Origin of the sequence: Janthinobacterium sp. J1-1 (assembly GCF_030944405.1) — a bacterium.
Lineage (GTDB): Bacteria > Pseudomonadota > Gammaproteobacteria > Burkholderiales > Burkholderiaceae_D > Janthinobacterium.
In genome coordinates, this window is record NZ_CP132339.1 from 3,665,505 (window position 1) to 3,684,694 (window position 19,190).

At 64.0% G+C, this 19,190-nt stretch carries 8 protein-coding genes; 7 read left to right on the forward strand and 1 reads right to left on the reverse strand.

Annotation, left to right across the window (positions count from 1 at the left end; translation table 11 throughout):
• Positions 1-85: 85 nt before the first annotated feature.
• The gene (locus tag Q8L25_RS16680) at positions 86-1,387 is read right to left on the reverse strand and encodes a dicarboxylate/amino acid:cation symporter (RefSeq protein WP_308920425.1); all 1,302 of its coding nucleotides are present in this window, start codon (positions 1,385-1,387) and stop codon (positions 86-88) included.
• A gap of 269 nt (positions 1,388-1,656) precedes the next feature.
• On the opposite strand from Q8L25_RS16680, the gene Q8L25_RS16685 reads away from it, so the two are divergent.
• The 7 genes from Q8L25_RS16685 (at position 1,657) to Q8L25_RS16715 (ending at position 19,158) form a co-directional block, all read left to right on the forward strand.
• The gene (locus Q8L25_RS16685) at positions 1,657-2,538 is read left to right on the forward strand and encodes an alpha/beta hydrolase (protein WP_308920426.1); all 882 of its coding nucleotides are present in this window, start codon (positions 1,657-1,659) and stop codon (positions 2,536-2,538) included.
• Positions 2,539-2,588: 50 nt separating this feature from the next.
• On the forward strand, positions 2,589-2,939 hold the full coding sequence (locus Q8L25_RS16690) for a RidA family protein (RefSeq protein ID WP_308920427.1): 351 nt from the start codon (positions 2,589-2,591) through the stop codon (positions 2,937-2,939).
• 7 nt (positions 2,940-2,946) lie between these two features.
• Complete coding sequence (locus Q8L25_RS16695; RefSeq protein ID WP_308920428.1) at positions 2,947-5,202, forward strand: bifunctional (p)ppGpp synthetase/guanosine-3',5'-bis(diphosphate) 3'-pyrophosphohydrolase; 2,256 nt, start codon at positions 2,947-2,949, stop codon at positions 5,200-5,202.
• A 300-nt stretch (positions 5,203-5,502) separates the two neighbouring features.
• Positions 5,503-7,335 (forward strand): filamentous hemagglutinin N-terminal domain-containing protein, encoded by a 1,833-nt coding sequence (locus tag Q8L25_RS16700; protein WP_308920429.1) that lies wholly within the window; start codon positions 5,503-5,505, stop codon positions 7,333-7,335.
• Positions 7,332-9,863, forward strand: coding sequence for a YDG domain-containing protein (locus tag Q8L25_RS16705; protein ID WP_308920430.1), 2,532 nt, complete (start codon positions 7,332-7,334; stop codon positions 9,861-9,863). The genes Q8L25_RS16700 and Q8L25_RS16705 overlap by 4 nt, the downstream gene beginning before the upstream one ends.
• On the forward strand, positions 9,857-12,538 hold the full coding sequence (locus tag Q8L25_RS16710) for a YDG domain-containing protein (RefSeq protein ID WP_308920431.1): 2,682 nt from the start codon (positions 9,857-9,859) through the stop codon (positions 12,536-12,538). Before Q8L25_RS16705 ends, Q8L25_RS16710 begins: the two co-directional genes overlap by 7 nt.
• The gene (locus Q8L25_RS16715; RefSeq protein WP_308920432.1) at positions 12,511-19,158 is read left to right on the forward strand and encodes a YDG domain-containing protein; all 6,648 of its coding nucleotides are present in this window, start codon (positions 12,511-12,513) and stop codon (positions 19,156-19,158) included. The genes Q8L25_RS16710 and Q8L25_RS16715 overlap by 28 nt, the downstream gene beginning before the upstream one ends.
• The last annotated feature ends 32 nt before the right edge of the window (positions 19,159-19,190 follow it).

Consider the following 19,190-nt stretch of genomic DNA (forward strand, 5'->3'; position numbering starts at 1 on the left):
CCTGTGAATTGATATTCGTCAAATGTTGCGGCCATAAAAAAAGCCCCGCGGAGCGATCCGCGGGGCTTTTTTGACAGGTGAAGGATTACTTCACGATACTGACTGCCGGTGTGATGAGCGTGTCATCGGCCGGGTGGGTCGGATTGGCCAGCTCGCTGTGCAGCTTGTCCATGTCCAGTTCTTTTTCCCATTTCGACACGACGATGGTCGCCACGCCGTTGCCGACGAAGTTGGTCAGCGCACGGCATTCGCTCATGAAGCGGTCGATGCCCAGGATCAGCGCCATGCCGGCCACTGGAATCGTCGGCACCACGGCCAGGGTGGCGGCCAGGGTGATGAAGCCGGCGCCGGTGATGCCGGACGCGCCTTTCGAGGTCAGCATCGCCACGCCCAGGATGGTGAGCTCTTGCCAGATCGTCAGCTCGGTGTTGGTGGCTTGTGCCACGAACAGGGCGGCCATGGTCATGTAGATGTTGGTGCCGTCCAGGTTGAACGAGTAGCCGGTAGGAACCACCAGGCCCACCACTGGCTTGGAGCAGCCCAGGCGTTCGAGTTTCTTCATCAGCGCCGGCAGGGCCGATTCCGACGAGCTGGTGCCCAGCACGATCAGCAGCTCTTCCTTGATGTACAACAGGAAGCGGCCAATCGAGAAGCCCGTGTATTTGGCGATCAGGCCCAGTACCACGAAGACGAACAGGAAGCAGGTCAGGTAGAACGAGCCCATCAGTTTAGCCAGCGGGATCAGCGAAGCCAGGCCGTATTTGCCGATGGTGAAAGCCATCGCGCCGAACGCGCCGATCGGAGCGACTTTCATGATGATGTTGACCATGCCGAAGATGGCATGCGACAGTTCGTCGATCAGCTTGGTGACCGGACGGCCGCGCTCGCCCAGCAGCGACAGCGAGAAGCCGAACAGGATGGCGATCAGCAGCACTTGCAGGATGTCGCCCTTGGCGAACGCATCAACGAAGGTCTTCGGGATGATGTTCATCACGAAGTCGGTCGTCGTCATGCCCTGGGCATGCGTGTATTGCTCGATCGACTTGGCGTCGAGGTGGGCCGGATCGGCGTTGAAGCCGGCGCCCGGTTTGAGCACATTGGCAACGACCAGGCCGATGGCCAGGGCGAAAGTGGAGACGACTTCGAAGTAGATCAGGGCCTTGCCGCCGACGCGGCCGATTTTCTTGACGTCCTGCATGCCGGCGATGCCGGATACCACGGTACAGAAGATCACCGGGGCGATGATCATTTTAATGAGTTTGATGAAGCCATCGCCGAGCGGCTTCATGTCGACGGCGTTCGATGGATAGAACACCCCCAGCAGCACGCCCGCCACGATGGCGAACAGCACCTGTACGTACAGGATTTTATAGAATGGTTTTTTCACGGAAAGTCTCCTCTTGCGGGTTGATGGATGCGATCATCCGCGCATTGGATCGCCCGCTCAATTGTGGATAACCGCAGATATGCACATTTTGTATATCGGGTATTTAACAATGGGAAAGCCGCACCGGGCATGCTGCGCCGCAGCAAATCAGCCGTGCGCTTGGAGCATTGCCCGTGCTGCGCTACACTTCGCCAGAGGCTTGCGCGCGGCACCCGTCACCTGGTACGGCGCGCTGCTGTTTTCCCATCGACTCCACCACCGGAATTAGCATGATCGAAGCCCGTATCCAGTCCGTCCAGTGCATTTCCCCGGCCGGCTTGCACAGCATGTCCTATAAAGAGTGGGGTGCGCCCGACAATCCCAATGTGCTGGTGTGCGCTCACGGCGTCACGCGCGTGGCCGACGACTTCGACAGCCTGGCGCAAGCCATGGCCAGCGACTACCGCGTGATCTGTCCCGACGTGGTCGGCCGCGGACGTTCCGGCTGGCTGGCCAACCCCGAGTTCTACCGCGTGCCGCAGTATGTGAGCGACATGGTGACCCTGCTGGCGCGCGTGCTGGACTATGGCGAGCGCCAGACGGTGGACTGGTTCGGCACCTCGATGGGTGGCCTGATCGGCCTGGGCCTGGCGTCCTTGCCGCACAGCCCGGTCAGCAAGCTGATCCTCAACGATATCGGCCCGACCCTGGCGCCGGAAGCCCTGCAGCGCATCGGCGACTATATCGGCCAGGATCTGCGCTTCGATACCTTCGACCAGGGCGCTGCCTTTGTGCGCGCCGTGTCGGCCAGTTTCGGCCCGCACACGGAGGCGCAATGGCACAAGCTGGCGCTGGACGTGTTGCGCCAGGACAAGGACGGTTACTGGCGCCGCCATTACGATATGGGCCTGGCGCTGCCGTTCCGTTCGGCCACGCCGGAATCGGCCGCGCGCGACGAAGCCATGCTGTGGGCCGCCTACGATGCCGTGCGCTGCCCGACCCTTCTGGTGCGCGGCGCCGAATCGGACCTGCTGACGCACGACACGGCGCAAGCCATGTTGCAGCGTGGTCCGAAGGCCCAGCTGGTGGAAATTGCCGGCGTCGGCCATGCGCCGACCTTTATCCATGAAGATCAGATCGCCATTGCGCGCCAGTTCCTGCTGAACAAGTAAAAGTTTTACCGAATTTGTCATACGATTTTGAAACAAACAGAAAGAAAAGCATGGAAATTACCCGCTTGCACGTAGGCAAACGCCTGTCCGAAGTCGCCATCCACAATGGCACCATTTACCTGGCTGGCCAGATCGCCGAAGACACCACCCAGGACATCGTCGGCCAGACCCGCGAAGTGCTGGGCCATGTCGACCGCCTCCTGATGGAAGCGGGCAGCGACAAGACCTGCATCCTGTCGTGCCAGATCTATATCGCCGACATGCAGCACTTTGCCGGCATGAACGAAGTGTGGGACGACTGGGTCGCCTCGGGCCACACGCCGCCGCGCGCCACCGTCGAAGCCAAACTGGCCAATCCGGCCGTGTTGGTGGAAATCGTCATCATCGCTGCAGAACGCTAAGGTCACCATGGTTTCCACTTCGGCCCCGAATAGCGCCACCACGGAACAACTGGTCGAGGGCCTGAGTGCGCCGGACAGCGCGCGCGTGCTCGATGCGCTGGCCTATGCGACCGAAGCGTATGGCGACAAGCTGACCTTTGCCGGCCGCCCGGCGCTCGACTTCGCCATCGGCGTGGCCACCACCCTCGCGTTCCTGCGCAGCGATGCGGAAACCCGGATTGCCGGTCTGATGTTCGAGCTGACCCTGCTCGAACCCGATACGGCGGCCGATATCGAACCGCGCTTCGGCAAGCAGGTGTGCGACCTGGCCACCGGCGTGCGCCAGCTGATACGCCTGCGCGCGCTGACCCAGACCTCGCATGCGGGCGGCGCCGGTGGGCGCGGCAAGAATGCGGCCCAGCAAGCCGTGGCGCAAGTGGAAACCCTGCGCAAGATGCTGCTGGCGATGGCGTCGGACATGCGCGTGGTGCTGGTGCGCCTGGCGTCGTGCGTGACCACCCTGCGTTATTTTGCGGAATTGAAGTTGTTCAATGACATGACGCGCGAATACGGCCGGGAAACCCTGGACCTGTACGCACCGCTGGCCAACCGGCTCGGCATCTGGCAGCTGAAGTGGGAACTGGAGGATTTGTCGTTCCGCTTCATCGAACCGGACGCCTACAAGCGCATCGCCAAGATGCTGGAAGAAAAGCGCATGATGCGCGAGGGTTTTGTTTCCTCGGCGATCTTGCGCCTGCAGACGGAACTGGCCTCGGCCGGCATCCAGGCCGAAGTGTTCGGCCGCCCGAAACATATCTACAGCATCTGGAACAAGATGCGCGGCAAGGAGCTGGACTTCACGGCGCTGTACGATGTGCGCGCGTTCCGCGTGATCGTCGCTGATGTGAAGACCTGCTACACGGTGCTGGGCGTGGTGCACAATATCTGGACCCCGATCCCGAAGGAATTCGACGACTATATCTCGCGCCCGAAACCGAACGGCTACCAGTCGCTGCACACGGTGGTGATGGCCGACGACAGCCGGCCGCTGGAAGTGCAAATCCGCACCAATGAAATGCACAGCTTTGCCGAATACGGCGTGGCGGCGCACTGGCGCTACAAGGAAGAGGGCGGCTCGAACTTTGCCGGTCAAAAATACGACGAAAAGATCGCCTGGCTGCGCCAGTTGCTGGCGTGGAAGAGCGATGTGGCCGACGCCGTCGTCGGCCAGGAGGAAATCCAGCGTGAATGGGTGGAAAAGCTCAAGTCCGCCACCCTGGACGACCGCATCTTCGTCATGACGCCGCAGGCGCGCGTGCTGGAGCTGCCGGTCGGCGCCACCCCGGTCGACTTTGCCTACCACCTGCACAGCGATGTGGGCCACCGTTGCCGCGGCGCCAAGGTCGACGGCGTGATGGTGCCGCTGAACACCCAGCTGAAAAACGGCCAGACCTGCGAAATCATCACCGCCAAGGGCGCGCCGGGCACGGCCGGGCCGTCGCGCGACTGGCTCAGCGCTGGCTACGCCGTCAGCACCCGCACGCGCTCGAAAATCCGCGCCTGGTTCCATGCGATCGACATGCAGGAAACCCTGGGCCATGGCCGCGCGCTGGTGGAAAAATCCTTGCAGCGCGAAGGCAAGACCGCCGTCAACCTCGAAGCGCTGGCGCACAAGCTGGGGTTTGGCAAGGTCGATGAACTGTTCCTGTCGGTCGGCAAGGATGAATTCAGCCTGCGCCACGTGGAGCAGGCGCTGCACGACAATGGCGAAGTGGCGGAACCGGAAGACGCCGTGCTGGTCGGCAAAAGCCGCGCCTCCAGCGTGGAGCAGGGCGCCAAGTCCGGCGTGCTGGTGGTCGGCACGGAAGGCCTGATGACGGTGCTGGCCAAATGCTGCAAGCCGGCGCCGCCGGACAGCATCGTCGGTTTTGTCACGCGCGGCAAGGGCGTCTCGATCCACCGCGCCACCTGCAAGAATTTCGAGGAAATGCGCGCCAAGGCGCCCGAACGCGTGATTTTCACGGAGTGGGGCAGCACCGGCGGACACGATACGGTGTATCCGGTCGACATCTTCATCCTCGCCGGCGACCGCCAGGGCCTGCTGCGCGATATCTCCGAGATCTTCTCGCGTGAAAAAATCAACGTCATCGGCGTCAACACGCAAAGCGCCAAGGGCCAGGCCCGCATGACCTTTACGGCCGAGATCAGCTCGACGGCGCAGTTGCTGAAAGCCTTGAATGTGATCAAGGACGTCAGCGGCGTGCTGGAAGCGCGGCGCAGCTGATGCTTGCCTGCAAAGGCCCGGGCCGGCCGCATGGCGACGGGCGCTGACCGCCTTCGCTGTGCCCCGTGGCGCCCCGCCGCGCGGTCTGTTGTCATTATTTTCCATCCGGATAAGATGGCAATTGACTTAAGTTCTTGATGGCAATACACTGCAAATTGAACATTTTGCAATTTATTTTGCCGCGGCATGCAGTTTCGCCACGTTTATGTTGTCCATTGCGCGATCAGGCATGCGCCAGGTGTTTCTCGCGTACCGCAGATTGCACCCGGAAATACCACCCTCTCCCTATCGTCGGACATCATGAATCGCATCTACCGCTCCATCTGGAACCAGGCCACCGGCGCCTACGCAGCTGTTTCCGAAAACGTCAAATCGGCCGGCAAGCGCTCGATGCCCGGCAGCGCCGGCGGCGGCGCGCATTTTGCCCTGACCAGCATGGCGGCGGCGCTGATGCTGGGCTATGGCAGTCTTGCGCTGGCGGGGCCCACCGGTGGCACGGTGGTGGCGGGCCAGGCGAACATCACCGGCGCGCCCGGTTCGACGGTGATCAAGCAGGGCAGCCAGAACGCGGTCATCAACTGGGCCAACTTCAATATCAACAAGGGCGAGTCGGTGCAGTTCGTGCAGCCGAACAGCAATGCGGTGGCGCTGAACCGCGTGCTGGGCAGTGACGGCACCACCATCCTGGGCAATCTGTCGGCCAACGGCAAGGTGTTTGTCGTCAATCCGAACGGCATCCTGTTCGGTAAAGAAGCCTCCGTGAATACGGCCGGCCTGGTGGCCTCCACGCTCGATATCAATAACGCCGACTTCATGTCGGGTAACTATAAATTTTCCGGCAACGGCACCGGCAAGGTACTGAACCAGGGGTCGATCAGCGCGCCGGGCGGCTATGTCGCCTTGCTGGGCGCGAATGTGTCGAACGAAGGCACGATCAACGCCCGCCTCGGTTCGGTGGCGCTGGCGGCGGGCCGCGCCATCACGCTGGATGTGGCCGGCGACGGCTTGCTGAACGTGGCGGTGGACCAGGGTGCGGTGGGCGCGCTGGTGCAAAATGGCGGCCTGATCCAGGCCGATGGCGGCAGCGTGCTGCTGACCGCCCAGGCCGCCGGCGACCTGCTGAAAACCGTGGTCAACAATACCGGCGTGATCGAAGCGCACACCATCGATACGCGCAGCGGCACCATCAAGCTGCTGGGCGACATGCAGACCGGCACCGTCAACGCCGGCGGCATCCTGGACGCCAGCGCGCCGACCGGCGGCAATGGCGGCTTTGTCGACACCTCGGCCGCGCACGTGAAAATGGGCGATGGCTTGAACGTCACGACCACCGCACCGCATGGCCTGACGGGGACCTGGCTGATCGATCCGACCGATTTCACGGTGGCGGCCACCGGCGGTGACAAGACCGGCGCGTTCTATACCGATCAGCTGAAAAACACCAGCATCGAGATCCAGACGGTGGCCACTGGCACGGGCCAGGGCAATATCAATATCAACGACACGATTTCCTGGTCGGCCAACAAGCTGACCCTGACGGCGCACAACGATATCAATATCAATGCACCGCTGCACGGTTCGGGCACGGCCAGCCTGGCGCTGCAGTATGGCCAGGCCAACGCCGTATCCGGCAACACGAGCAAATACAACGTCAAGGCCGAGATCGACCTGCCGGCGGGACAAAATTTCAGCGCCAAGCTGGGCAGCGATGGCGTGCTGACCAGTTACACGGTGATCAACAGCCTGGGCGCGGCCGGCAGCATCAGCGGTACCGATTTGCAGGGCCTGACAGGTGCGCTGAATGGCAACTTCGTGCTGGGCGCCAATATCGATGCCAGCGGCACGTCGAACACGTCGGTCTGGGGCGCCAACGGTTTCACGCCAATCGGCACCAGCGGCGTGCAATTCAGCGGCCAGTTCGACGGTCTGGGCCATGTCATTACCGGCCTGGCCAGCGGCACCACCACCGGCAACAGCACGGTCGGCCTGTTCGGTGTCACCAGCACCGCAGCAAGCGTGCGCAATATCGGGATGGTCGGGGTCGCGATCACGGGCAATGCGCCGAACGGTACCTACGGTACGGTGGCGGGCTGGTCGGCATCAATAACGGCAGCATCGATAATGCGTATGTGACCGGTTCGCTCAGCAGCCCGGCCAACGTGGTAATGGGCGGCCTGGTCGGGAAAAACGGCGGCATCATCAGCAACAGCTACAACAGCGCGACGGTGACCGCGCCGGGCACGAGCGCCTTTATCGGTGGACTGGTCAGCCAAAACTTCGCTAACAGCAAGATCATCAGCAGCTATAACAGCGGCGCGGTGACCTCGACTCTCAATAGTGCCGGCGGCCTGGCCAACTACAACCTGGGCAGCATCACCGACAGTTTTAACCTCGGCGCGGTGACCGCCAAAATCGGCGCCGGCGGCATTACCGCCAACAACCGCAGCAAGGCCACCATCAGCAACAGCTACAGCACCGGCGCCATCACGGCCAACGGGCAAGCCGGCGGCCTGGTCGGCTACAACTTTTCGACGGCGCAGATCAACAACAGCTACGCCACCGGAACCGTGACCAATCCCGGCATCGCCGTCTCAGGCGGCATCGCCACCGGTGGGCTGGTCGGCGACAACCGTGGAGCCATTGCCAACAGTTATGCCACCGGCGCGGTGAACGGCAACCTTGCGGTGGGCGGCGTGGTGGGCACGATGTCCATGGCGGGCACGTTGACGAATGTCTATTCGTCCGGCGCCGTGGCCTTGGTCAACGGCGGCATGGGTACGGTGGGCGGCGTGGTCGGCACCATGAGCGGAACCAGTTCGGTCAACAGCGGGTATTTCAATGCGACGCTGAACCCGGCGCAGATGACGGGCGTCGGCTTGAACAACAGCAGCAACAGCCAACCCATCACCTCGGTCATCGGCCTGAGCTCGGCGCAAATGCAAGTGGCCTCGAATTTCGCCAACTTCGCTTTCACGACCGACACTGGCGTGGCGGGCAACAACTGGGTGATGGTCAATACCGACGGTACGCTCAATGGCGCAGGCAACGCGACCGGCGCCACCGGGTCGATGCTGGCGTCCGAATACAGCACCGATATCCGCTCGTCGCACCAGTTGCAACTGATGGCGATGAATCTGGCCGGCAACTACACGCTGAAGCAGGATATCAACGCCGCCAGCACCGGCACCACTGGCGATGTGTGGAATGGCGCCACCTTTGTTCCGCTCGGCGCCAGCACGGCGACGCCGTTCACCGGCACCCTGAACGGTGCCGGTCATGTCATTTCCGGCCTGGTGATCAACCGTCCCGGCACGAATGTCGCCGGCCTGTTCGGCGCCACATCGGGCACCGCGATTGTGCGCGATATCGGCCTCGAAGGCGGCAGCATCACCGGCAAGGATGCCACCGGCGCCCTGGTCGGCAGCAACCTGGGTCTCGTCAGCGGCAGCTACAGCACCGCCAGCGTGACAGGCGGCAGCCAGGTCGGCGGCCTGGTCGGCTTGAACGGCATCGAAGGTGGCACGCCTGGCATCGTCACCAACAGCTACGCCAGCGGCGCCGTCACCGGCACCGGCGTCATCGGCGGCCTGGTCGGCGAGAATAGCGGCACGCTGACCAACAACTATGCCAGCGGCACCGTCACCGGCGGCAGCTCGGCGGGCGGCCTGGCCGGCAGCAATAGCAGCACCGCCACCGTCACTGGCAATTTCTGGGATAGCACGACCAGCGGCCAGTTGAACAGCGCGACCGGCGCCGGCTTGAGCACCGCGCAAATGAAATTGCTGTCCACCTATAGCGGCGCGGCATGGGACCTGGCCGGCGCGTGGATCGTCTATGACAGCTATACCTACCCCTTGCTGCGCGCCTTCATGACGCCGTTGCAGGTGACGTTTGCCGCCAACGCCAGCAAGACCTATGACGGTACCAATGTCTGGACGGCGCCGGGCGTCAGCAGTTCGAACGCCTACGGCTATGCGGCGCTGCAGGGCACACTGAACTATGGCGCGGCGGGCAATGCCGTCAACGCCGGCACCTATGCCATCACGGCCAGCGGCCTGTATTCGGGCCAGCGCGGGTATGCGATCACTGCGAACAGCACGACCTTGACCATCGACAAGCGGGCCTTGACCTTGACCGGCCTGGCCGGGGTCAGCAAGCAATACGATGGCTTGACCTCGGTCACGTTGACGGGCGGTACCTTGCTCGGTCTGGTCGGCAGCGAAGTGGTGACCGTCGGCGCGTCGAGCGGCAGCTACGCCAATGCGAACGCCGGCAGCGGCAAGGCGATCACGGTGGTGCCAGGCACGCTGGGCGACGGCAATGGCCTGGCCAGCAATTATTCGCTCGCCGCGCCGACCGGCGTCACGGGCGCGATCACGACCAAGCTCCTGACCTGGAGCGGCTTGACCGCGGCCAATAAAGTCTATGACGGCACCAAAGCGGCCACCATCACCGGCGGCTCCTTGAACGGCATGGTCGGCAGCGAAACGGTGACCTGGGTCCCCAGCGGCCTGTTTTCCGACAGCAACGCCGCCAATGGCAAGACCGTCACTGTCAGCACCGTCCTGGGCGACGGCAGCAATGGCGGCCTGGCGGCCTGGCGGCCAACTACAGGATCTCCAATACGGTCGCGCCGGCCAACGTCACGAAAAAAGTGTTGACGCTGACCGGCGAGACAGCCAACAACAAAGTCTACGACGGTTTGACGGCGGCCACGTTTACCGGCGGCACCCTGAGCGGCTTCGTCGGGTCGGAAACGGTCATCCTGGACAGCTTGGCCGGCAGCTTCGGCGACAAGAACGCCGGCAACGGCAAGCCCGTGACGATCACCGGCGGCACCTTGAGCAACGGCAACGGCGGCGGCCTGTTCGTCAATTATTCGGTCGGCAGCGTCACGGGCCTGTCCGCCAATATCGCGCAAAAAGCGCTGACGGTCAGCGGCGTCACGGTCGGCAGCAAGGCGTATGACGGCAACACGTCGGCGACGGTGACGGGCGGCACCTTGAGCGGCATGGTCAGCGGTGAAACGCTGGGCCTGTCCGGCCAGACGGGCGAGTTCAGCGACAAGAACGCGGCCAATGGCAAGACCGTGACGGTAAGCGGCGCCACCCTGGTCAACGGCAGCGGCCTGGCCAGCAACTACACGGTCAGCAACGCCACCGGCGCGACCGGCAATATCACGCAAAAAGCGCTGACGATCGACGGCGTGACGGCCGCCGACAAGGTTTACGATGGCAACACTGCGGCCACCTTGAGCGGCGGCGCTTTGACCGGCATGGCCGGTTCGGAAACGCTGGGCCTGTCGAGTCTGAGCGGTGTTTTCGGCGACCAGAACGCGGGCGCAAGCAAGGCCGTGACGGTGACCGGCGGCGCCTTGAGCGACGGCGGCAACGGCGGCCTGGCCAGCAACTATACGGTCGGCGCGGTGACCGGCGTGACGGCCAGCATCACGCAAAAAGCGCTGACGTTGAGCGGCCTGAGCGCCAGCGCCAAGGCGTATGACGGCAATGCCAATGCGACGCTCTCCGGCGGCACCCTGAGCGGCATGGTCGGCGGTGAAACGGTGACCGTGTCCGGCCAGAGCGGCGCGTTCAGCGACAAGAACGCCGCCACCGGCAAGACCGTGACGGTGTCCGGCGTGACGCTGGCCGACGGCAGCGGCCTGGCCAGCAATTATTCGGTGACCGCGCCGACCGGCTTGACGGCCGACATCACGAAAAAAGCGCTGACGATCAGTGGCATCACGGCCGCCAACCGGGCCTACACCGGCACTACCACGGTCACCCTGGGCGGTACCGTGATTCTCGACGGCCTGGTCGGTGCGGAAGGCGTCGGCGTCGGCGGCATGGTCGGTGTCTTTGCCGACAAGAACGTCGGCACCGGCAAGGCCGTCACCATCACCGGCGCGGTCATGACCGTCGGCAGCAACGGCGGCCAGGCCAGCAACTACACGATCAGCAATCCGACCGGCGTGACGGCCAATATCAACAAGGCCACCATCACCTCGGTCACCAACATCGTGACCAACAGCAAGGTCTACGACGGCGGCTTGAACGCCACCGTCAATGCGGCTGGCGCCACGTTCAACGGCATCAAACTCAGCGACAGCCTGACGCTGAGCGCGACGACGTCCACGTTCGCCAACAAGAACGTCGGCAATGGCAAGACGGTGTCGATCAGCGGCATCACGCTGGGCGGCACCGACGCCGGCAACTACAACCTGGCCAGCAGCACCAGCAGCAGCACCGGCAATATCACGCCGAAAGCGCTGACAGTATCGGGCCTGACGGCCGGCACGCGCGCCTACGACGGCACGGCGACGGCGACCTTGAGCGGCGGCACCTTGAACGGCGTGATCAGCGGCGAAACGCTGGTGATCAACGGCGGCAGCGCTCTGTTCGCCGACAAGAACGTCGGCGCGGCCAAGACCGTCACGGTGTCCGGCGTCGGCCTGCTGGATGGCACGGGCCTGGCCAGCAATTACTCGGTGACCAATCCGACCGGCGTCACCGGCGACATCACGCCCAAAGCGCTGACGGTGTCGGGCATGACGGCTGGCAGCAAGGTATATGACGGCTTGCTGGCGGCGACTCTTGCCGGCGGCAGTTTGAACGGCCTGGTCAGCGGTGAAACACTGGTCTTGTCCGGCGGCAGCGGCGTGTTCGGCGACAGGAACGCCGGCGCGGCCAAGGCCGTCACCATCAGCGGCGTCGGCTTGCTGGATGGCACTGGCCTGGCAAGCAACTACTCGGTGACCAGTCCGACCGGCGTGACCGGCACGATCACGCAAAAAGCGCTGACGCTATCGGGTACGCTGTCGGCCAGCGACAAGGTCTATGACGGCTTGACTGCGGCCGCCATTTCCGGCGGCGCCGTCAGCGGCTTCGTCGGCACCGAAACGGTCAGCCTGTCCGGCTTGTCCGGCGCGTTTGCCGACAAGAATGCCGGCAACGCCAAGGCCGTGACGGTTTCCGGCGCCACCTTGGCCGACGGCAGCAACGGCGGCCTGGCCAGCAACTATTCGGTCGGCGCCAGCGCCAGCCTGACAGCCAGCATCACGCAAAAAGCGCTGACGATCACCGGCGCGACGGCGGCCAACCGGCTCTATGACGGCACGCTCAATGCGAGCATCAGCGGCGGCGCCTTGAACGGCCTGGTCGGTTCGGAAACGGTCGGCCTGGCCACCTTGTCCGGCGCGTTCGTCGACAAGAACGTCGGCACCGCCAAGGCGGTCACCGTCAGCGGCGCGGGCTTGACGGATGGCGGCAATGGCGGCCTGGCGGCCTGGCGGCCAACTACACGGTCGCCATGCCGAGCGGCCTGGTCGCCAACGTGACGAAGGCGACCATCGGCAGCTTGAGCAATATCACGACGGTCGACAAAGTATACGATGCCAGCACCAAAGCGACCGTCAGCGGCGCGACGTTCAACGGCATGGTCAGCGGCGACAGCCTGTCGCTGAGCGGCAGCGCCGTGTTCGCCGACAAGAACGTCGGCACGGCCAAGGCGGCCACCATCAGCGCCCTGACGCTGGGCGGCCTGGATGCCGCCAACTACAACCTGACACCGACGACCGGCAGCGGCACCGGCAATATCACGCCGAAAGCGATCACCGTGATTAACATGACGGCGCTCAACAAGGTCTACGATGGCAATACCAAGGCGACCTTGTCGGGCGGTTCGCTGAGCGGCCTGGTCGGCTCGGAAACCCTGGGTTTGAGCGGCTTGACAGCCAGTTTCGCCGACAAGAACGCCGGCAACACCAAGACAGTGACGGCGAGCGGTTCGGTGCTCGTCAACGGCAGCAACGGCGGCCTGGCCAGCAATTATTCGGTCACCGACCCAACCGGCTTGACGGCCAATATCACCCAAAAAGCGTTGACGGTGACGGGCATGACGGCCGGCACCCGGGTGTATGACGGCACGACGGCGGCGACGTTGTCCGGCGGCGCCTTGTCCGGTCTGGTCAGCGGTGAAACGCTGGTGCTCAACGGCGGCAGCGGTGTGTTCGGCGACAAGAACGCTGGCGCGGCCAAGGCCGTCACGGTCAGTGGCGTCAGCCTGGGCAATGGCACCGGCCTGGCCGGCAATTACACGGTCGCCAATCCGACCGGCGTGACCGGCACGATCACGCAAAAAACGTTGACGGTCAGCGGTGCGACGGCGGGCAACAAGGATTACGACGGCAGCACCAAGGCCATGTTGTCGGGCGGCACGCTCGATGGCTTGATCGTCGGCGAAACCTTGACACTGGCCGGCGCGTTCGCCGACAAGAATGTCGCGTCCGACAAGTTGGTCACGGTCAGTGTCAACAACGGCAGCGGTCTGGCCGGCAACTACGCGCTCAGCAACCCGACCGGTCTGACAGCGACCATCACACCCAAAGCCGTCAGCGTCAGCGGCGCGACGGCGGGCAACAAGGTCTATGATGGCAGCATGACGGCCACGTTGTCGGGCGGCACGCTCGATGGCTTGATCGTTGGCGAAACCTTGACGCTGGCCGGCGCGTTCGTCGACAAGAATGCCGCGTCCAGCAAAGCGGTGACGGTCAGTGTCGGCGACGGCAGCGGCCTGGCCGGCAACTACGCGCTCAGCAACCCGACCGGTCTGACAGCGACCATCGCGCCCAAAGCGTTGAGCGTGACCGGCATCACGGCCGGCAACAAAATCTACGATGGCAAGACGACTGCCAGCGTGAACACCCTTGGTGCGACGTTCGACGGCATGGTGGCCGACGACAAGCTGACAGCTTCCGCCAATGGCGTGTTTGCCGACAAGAATGCAGCGACGGATAAAACCGTCACCATCAGCGGCATCGCGCTGGGCGGTGCGGATGCGGGCAATTACAAGCTCGCCAGCACTAGCGCCACCAGCAAGGCCGATATTACGGTCAAGGCCCTGACGCTGAGCGGTTTGACGGCGGACAGTAAAACCTATGACGGCACCAAAACGGCAGCCGTCAACACCGCCGGCGCCAGGTTCGACGGCATCGTCAGCGGCGATGCACTGACGGTCGGCGCGAGCGCCGAATTCAGCGACAAGAACGCCGCGACGGGCAAAACCGTCACCCTCAGCGGCATCGCGCTGGGTGGCGCGGATGCCGGCAATTACAAGCTTGACAGCGCCAGCACCAGCGCCACCACCAAGGCCGATATTACGGCCAGGGGCCTGGCGCTGAGCGGTTTGACGGCCGACAGCAAAACCTATGACGGCAGCAAAACGGCAGTGGTCAACACCGCTGGCGCCAGGTTCGACGGCATCGTCAGCGGCGATGCACTGACGGCCGGCGCGAGCGCCGAGTTCAGCGACAAGAACGCTGCCAGCGGCAAAACCGTCACCCTCAGCGGCATCGCGCTGGGCGGCGCGGATGCCGGCAATTACAAGCTCGACAGCGCCAGCAGCAGCGCCACCACCAAGGCCGATATAACGGCCAAGACGCTGACGCTGAGCGGTTTGACGGCCGACAGCAAAACCTATGACGGCACCAAAACGGCAGCCGTCAATACGGCTGGCGCCAGGTTCGACGGCATCGTCAGCGGCGATGCACTGACGGCCGGCGCGAACGCCGATTTCAGCGACAAGAACGCCGCGACGGGCAAAACCGTCACCATCAGCGGCATCGCGCTGGGTGGCGCGGATGCCGGCAATTACAAGCTCGACAGCGCCAGCAGCAGCGCCACCACCAAGGCCGATATAACGGCCAAGACGCTGACGCTGAGCGGTTTGACGGCCGACAGCAAAACCTATGACGGCATCAAAACGGCAGCCGTAAATACAGCTGGTGCCAAGTTCGACGGCATCGTCAGCGGCGATACACTGACGGCTGGCGCCAGCGCCGAGTTCAGCGACAAGAACGCTGCCAGCGGCAAAACCGTCACCATCAGCGGTATCGCGCTGGGCGGCGCGGATGCCGGCAATTACAAGCTCGACAGCACCAGCGCCACCACCAGGGCCGATATTACGGCCAGGGGCCTGGCGCTGAGCGGTTTGACGGCCGACAGCAAAACCTATGACGGCACCAAAACGGCAGCCGTCAATACGGCTGGCGCCAGGTTCGACGGCATCGTCAGCGGCGATGCACTGACGGCTGGCGCGAGCGCCGAATTCAGCGACAAGAACGCGGCGACGGGTAAAACTGTCACCATCAGCGGCATCGCGCTGGGCGGCGCGGATGCCGGCAATTACAAGCTCGACAGCACCAGCGCCACCACCAGGGCCGATATTACGGCCAAGGTCCTGACGCTGAGCGGTTTGACGGCGGACAGCAAAACCTATGACGGCACCAAAGCGGCAGTGGTCAACACCGTTGGCGCCAGGTTCGACGGCATCGTCAGCGGCGATGTACTGACGGCCGGCGCGAGCGCCGAGTTCAGCGACAAGAACGCTGCCAGCGGCAAAACCGTCACCCTCAGCGGCATCGCGCTGGGTGGTACGGATGCAGGTAATTACAAGCTCGACAGCACCAGCGCCACCACCAAGGCCAATATTACAGCCAGGGTCCTGACGCTGAGCGGTTTGACGGCCGACAGCAAAACCTATGACGGCACCAAAGCGGCAGTGGTTAACACCGCTGGCGCCAAGTTCGACGGCATCGTCAGCGGCGACGCACTGACGGCCGGCGCGAGCGCCGAGTTCAGCGACAAGAACGCCGCCAGCGGCAAAACCGTCACCCTCAGCGGCATCGCGCTGGGCGGCGCGGATGCCGGCAATTACAAGCTTGACAGCGCCAGCAGCAGCGCCACCACCAAGGCCGATATTACGGCCAGGGGCCTGACGCTGAGCGGTTTGACGGCCGACAGCAAAACCTATGACGGCAGCAAAACGGCAGTGGTCAACACCGCTGGCGCCAGGTTCGACGGCATCGTCAGCGGCGATGCACTGACGGCCGGCGCGAGCGCCGAGTTCAGCGACAAGAACGCCGCGACGGGCAAAACCGTCACCATCAGCGGTATCGCGCTGGGCGGCGCGGATGCCGGCAATTACAAGCTCGACAGCACCAGCGCCAGCGCCACGGCTGATATCACGGCCAAGGCCCTGACGATCAATGGTCAGGTTGCCGGTAACAAGGTCTACGACGGCAACACGCAAGCGACGCTGTCGGGCGGAACTTTGAGCGGCCTGATCGGCTCGGAAACGCTGGGCATCGCCGGTCAAAGCGCGACGTTCAATGACAAGAACGCCGCCAGCCGCAAAACTGTGACGGTGACCGGCACGACGCTGGTCGATGGCACGGGCTCGGCCAGCAATTATTCGGTGGACAACCCGACCGGCCTGAGCGCGTCGATCACGCAAAAAGCGCTGACGGTCACCGGCCAGCTGGCTGGCAACAAGGTCTACGATGGCAATGTGCAAGCGACGCTGTCGGGTGGCGCGTTGACGGGCCTGGTTGGCTCTGAAACGCTGGTCATTGGCGGTCAGACCGCAGTGTTCGGCGACCAGAACGCCGCCAACGGCAAGACGGTCACGGTGACGGGCACGACACTGGGCGATACAGCCAATGGCCTCGCCAGCAATTATTCTGTCAGCAATCCGACCGGATTGACGGCGTCGATCACGCAAAAAGCGTTGACGGTGACTAGTCAACTGGCCGGCAACAAGGTCTACGACGGTAATGCGGCAGCAACATTGTCGGGCGGCACATTGAATGGCCTCATCGGCTTGGAAACGCTGGGCATCGCCGGTCAGACGGCAGTGTTCAGCGACAAGAACGCGGCCAATGGCAAGACCGTGACGGTCACCGGCACGACCCTGGTCGATACCTCCACGGGCCTGGCATCGAACTACTCGGTCAGCAACCCGACCGGCTTGACGGCCAGCATTACGGCCAAGGCCTTGACGGTGACCGGCCAACTGGCGGGCAATAAAGTCTATGACGGCAATACCGCGGCGCAATTGTCCGGTGGCACCCTGAGTGGCCTGGTCGCTGGCGAGACCCTGGTGATCGGTGGCCAGAACGCGACGTTTGCCGACAAGAATGCCGGCACCGCCAAGGCCGTGACGGTGACGGGCACGACCCTGGTCGATACCGCCAACGGCCTGGCCAGCAACTATACGGTCAGCAACCCGACCGGCCTGACGGCCAGCATCACGGCCAAGGCCCTGACGGTGACCGGTCAACTGGCGGGCAATAAAGTCTATGACGGCAATGCGCAAGCCAGCCTGTCCGGCGGCGCATTGAGCGGCCTGGTGGCGGGCGAAACGCTGGGCTTTGGTGGTCAAAACGCCGTGTTCAGCGACAAGAACGCGGCCAATGGCAAGACGGTGACGGTCACCGGCACCACCCTGGTCGATACCGCCACCGGCCTGGCCAGCAACTATACGGTCAGCAACCCGACCGGCTTGACGGCCAGCATCACGGCCAAGGCTTTGATGGTCACGGGCCAACTGGCGGGCAATAAAGTCTATGACGGCAATGCGCAAGCCAGCCTGTCCGGCGGCGCCTTGAGCGGGCTGGTGGCCGGTGAAACGCTGGGCTTTGGCGGCCAGAACGCCGTCTTCAGCGACAAGAACGCGGCCAATGGCAAGACCGTGACGGTGACTGGCACCACCCTGCTCGATACCGCCAACGGCCTGGCCAGCAACTATACGGTCAGCAACCCGACCGGCCTGACGGCCAGCATTACGGCCAAGGCCCTGACGGTGACGGGCCAGCTGGCCGGCAACAAGGTCTATGACGGCACGGCGCAAGCCAGCCTGTCTGGCGGCGCCTTGAGCGGCCTGGTCGCTGGTGAAACCCTGGTGATCGGTGGCCAGAACGCAACGTTTGCCGACAAGAACGCCGGCACGGCCAAGGCCGTCACGGTGACGGGCACGACCCTGGTCGACACTAGCACCGGCCTGGCCCGCAACTATACGGTCAGCAATCCGACCGGCCTGACGGCCAGCATCACGCCGAAAGCCCTGACGGTGGCCGGTCAATTGGCCACCAACAAGGTGTATGACGGCACCACGGCGGCGCCATTGTCCGGCGGCGTGCTGGCGGGCCTGGTGGCGGGCGAAAGCCTGGGCCTGGCGGGTCAGACGGCGAAGTTTGCCGACAAGAACGCGGCCACCGCCAAGGCGGTGACGGTGACCGGCACGACGCTGGTCGATACCAGCACCGGCCTGGCCAGCAACTATACGATCAGCAATCCGACCGGCTTGACGGCCAGCATCACGCCGGCCAGCCTGCTGGTGCGCGCCACGGGAGCCGCGTCGCGCGTGTATGACACCACCACCAACGCCAGCGTGACCCTGGGCGACAACCGTATCGCCGGCGACGTGCTGACCATCAGCAACAGCGGCGCCAGCTTTGCCGACAAGAACGCCGGCACCAACAAGACGGTGACGGTGAACGGCATTGCGCTCGGCGGCGCGGATGCGGGCAACTATATTGTCAACACGACGGCGACCACCACGGCCAGCATCACGCAGGCGGCGCTGGGTGTCAAAGTGGACAATGCCGAGAAAGACCAGGGCCGCGCCAACCCGGCCTTCACGGCCAGCTACACGGGCTTGCTGGGCGGCGACACACTGGCGAACGAAGTCAGCGGCAACCTGGCGTTCACCACGCCGGCGACCACCGGCTCGCCATCGGGCAGCTATGTGGTGTCGGCGGCCGGCCAGGCATCGACCAACTATGCGCTGACCTACACGCCGGGCGTGCTGACGGTCAATCCGACCGAAGCGCTGCAAAGCGCGGTGGCCAGCGTGATCGCGGCGGTCAATGTGGCGCCATCGCAAGGCAATATGGTGCAGGCCGAGGTGGTGGCGAAAGGGGAAACCGTCACCAGCAAGGAGGACGCGGTGCAGGTGGCGGTGGAGGGCAGCCAGCCGCAGCAGCAGGGCAGCGCGCCGGTGGTGCAGACGACGGCCTCGGTGAACAGCAATGTGTTGCCGGGCTTGCGCCTGAATGTGATCGATACGGGCCTGCGGCTGCCGGTGGGCACAGGCAACAGCAGCGTCGAAAGCGAGTAACAAGGCCGGTCAACACCGTCGCGCGGCAGGGC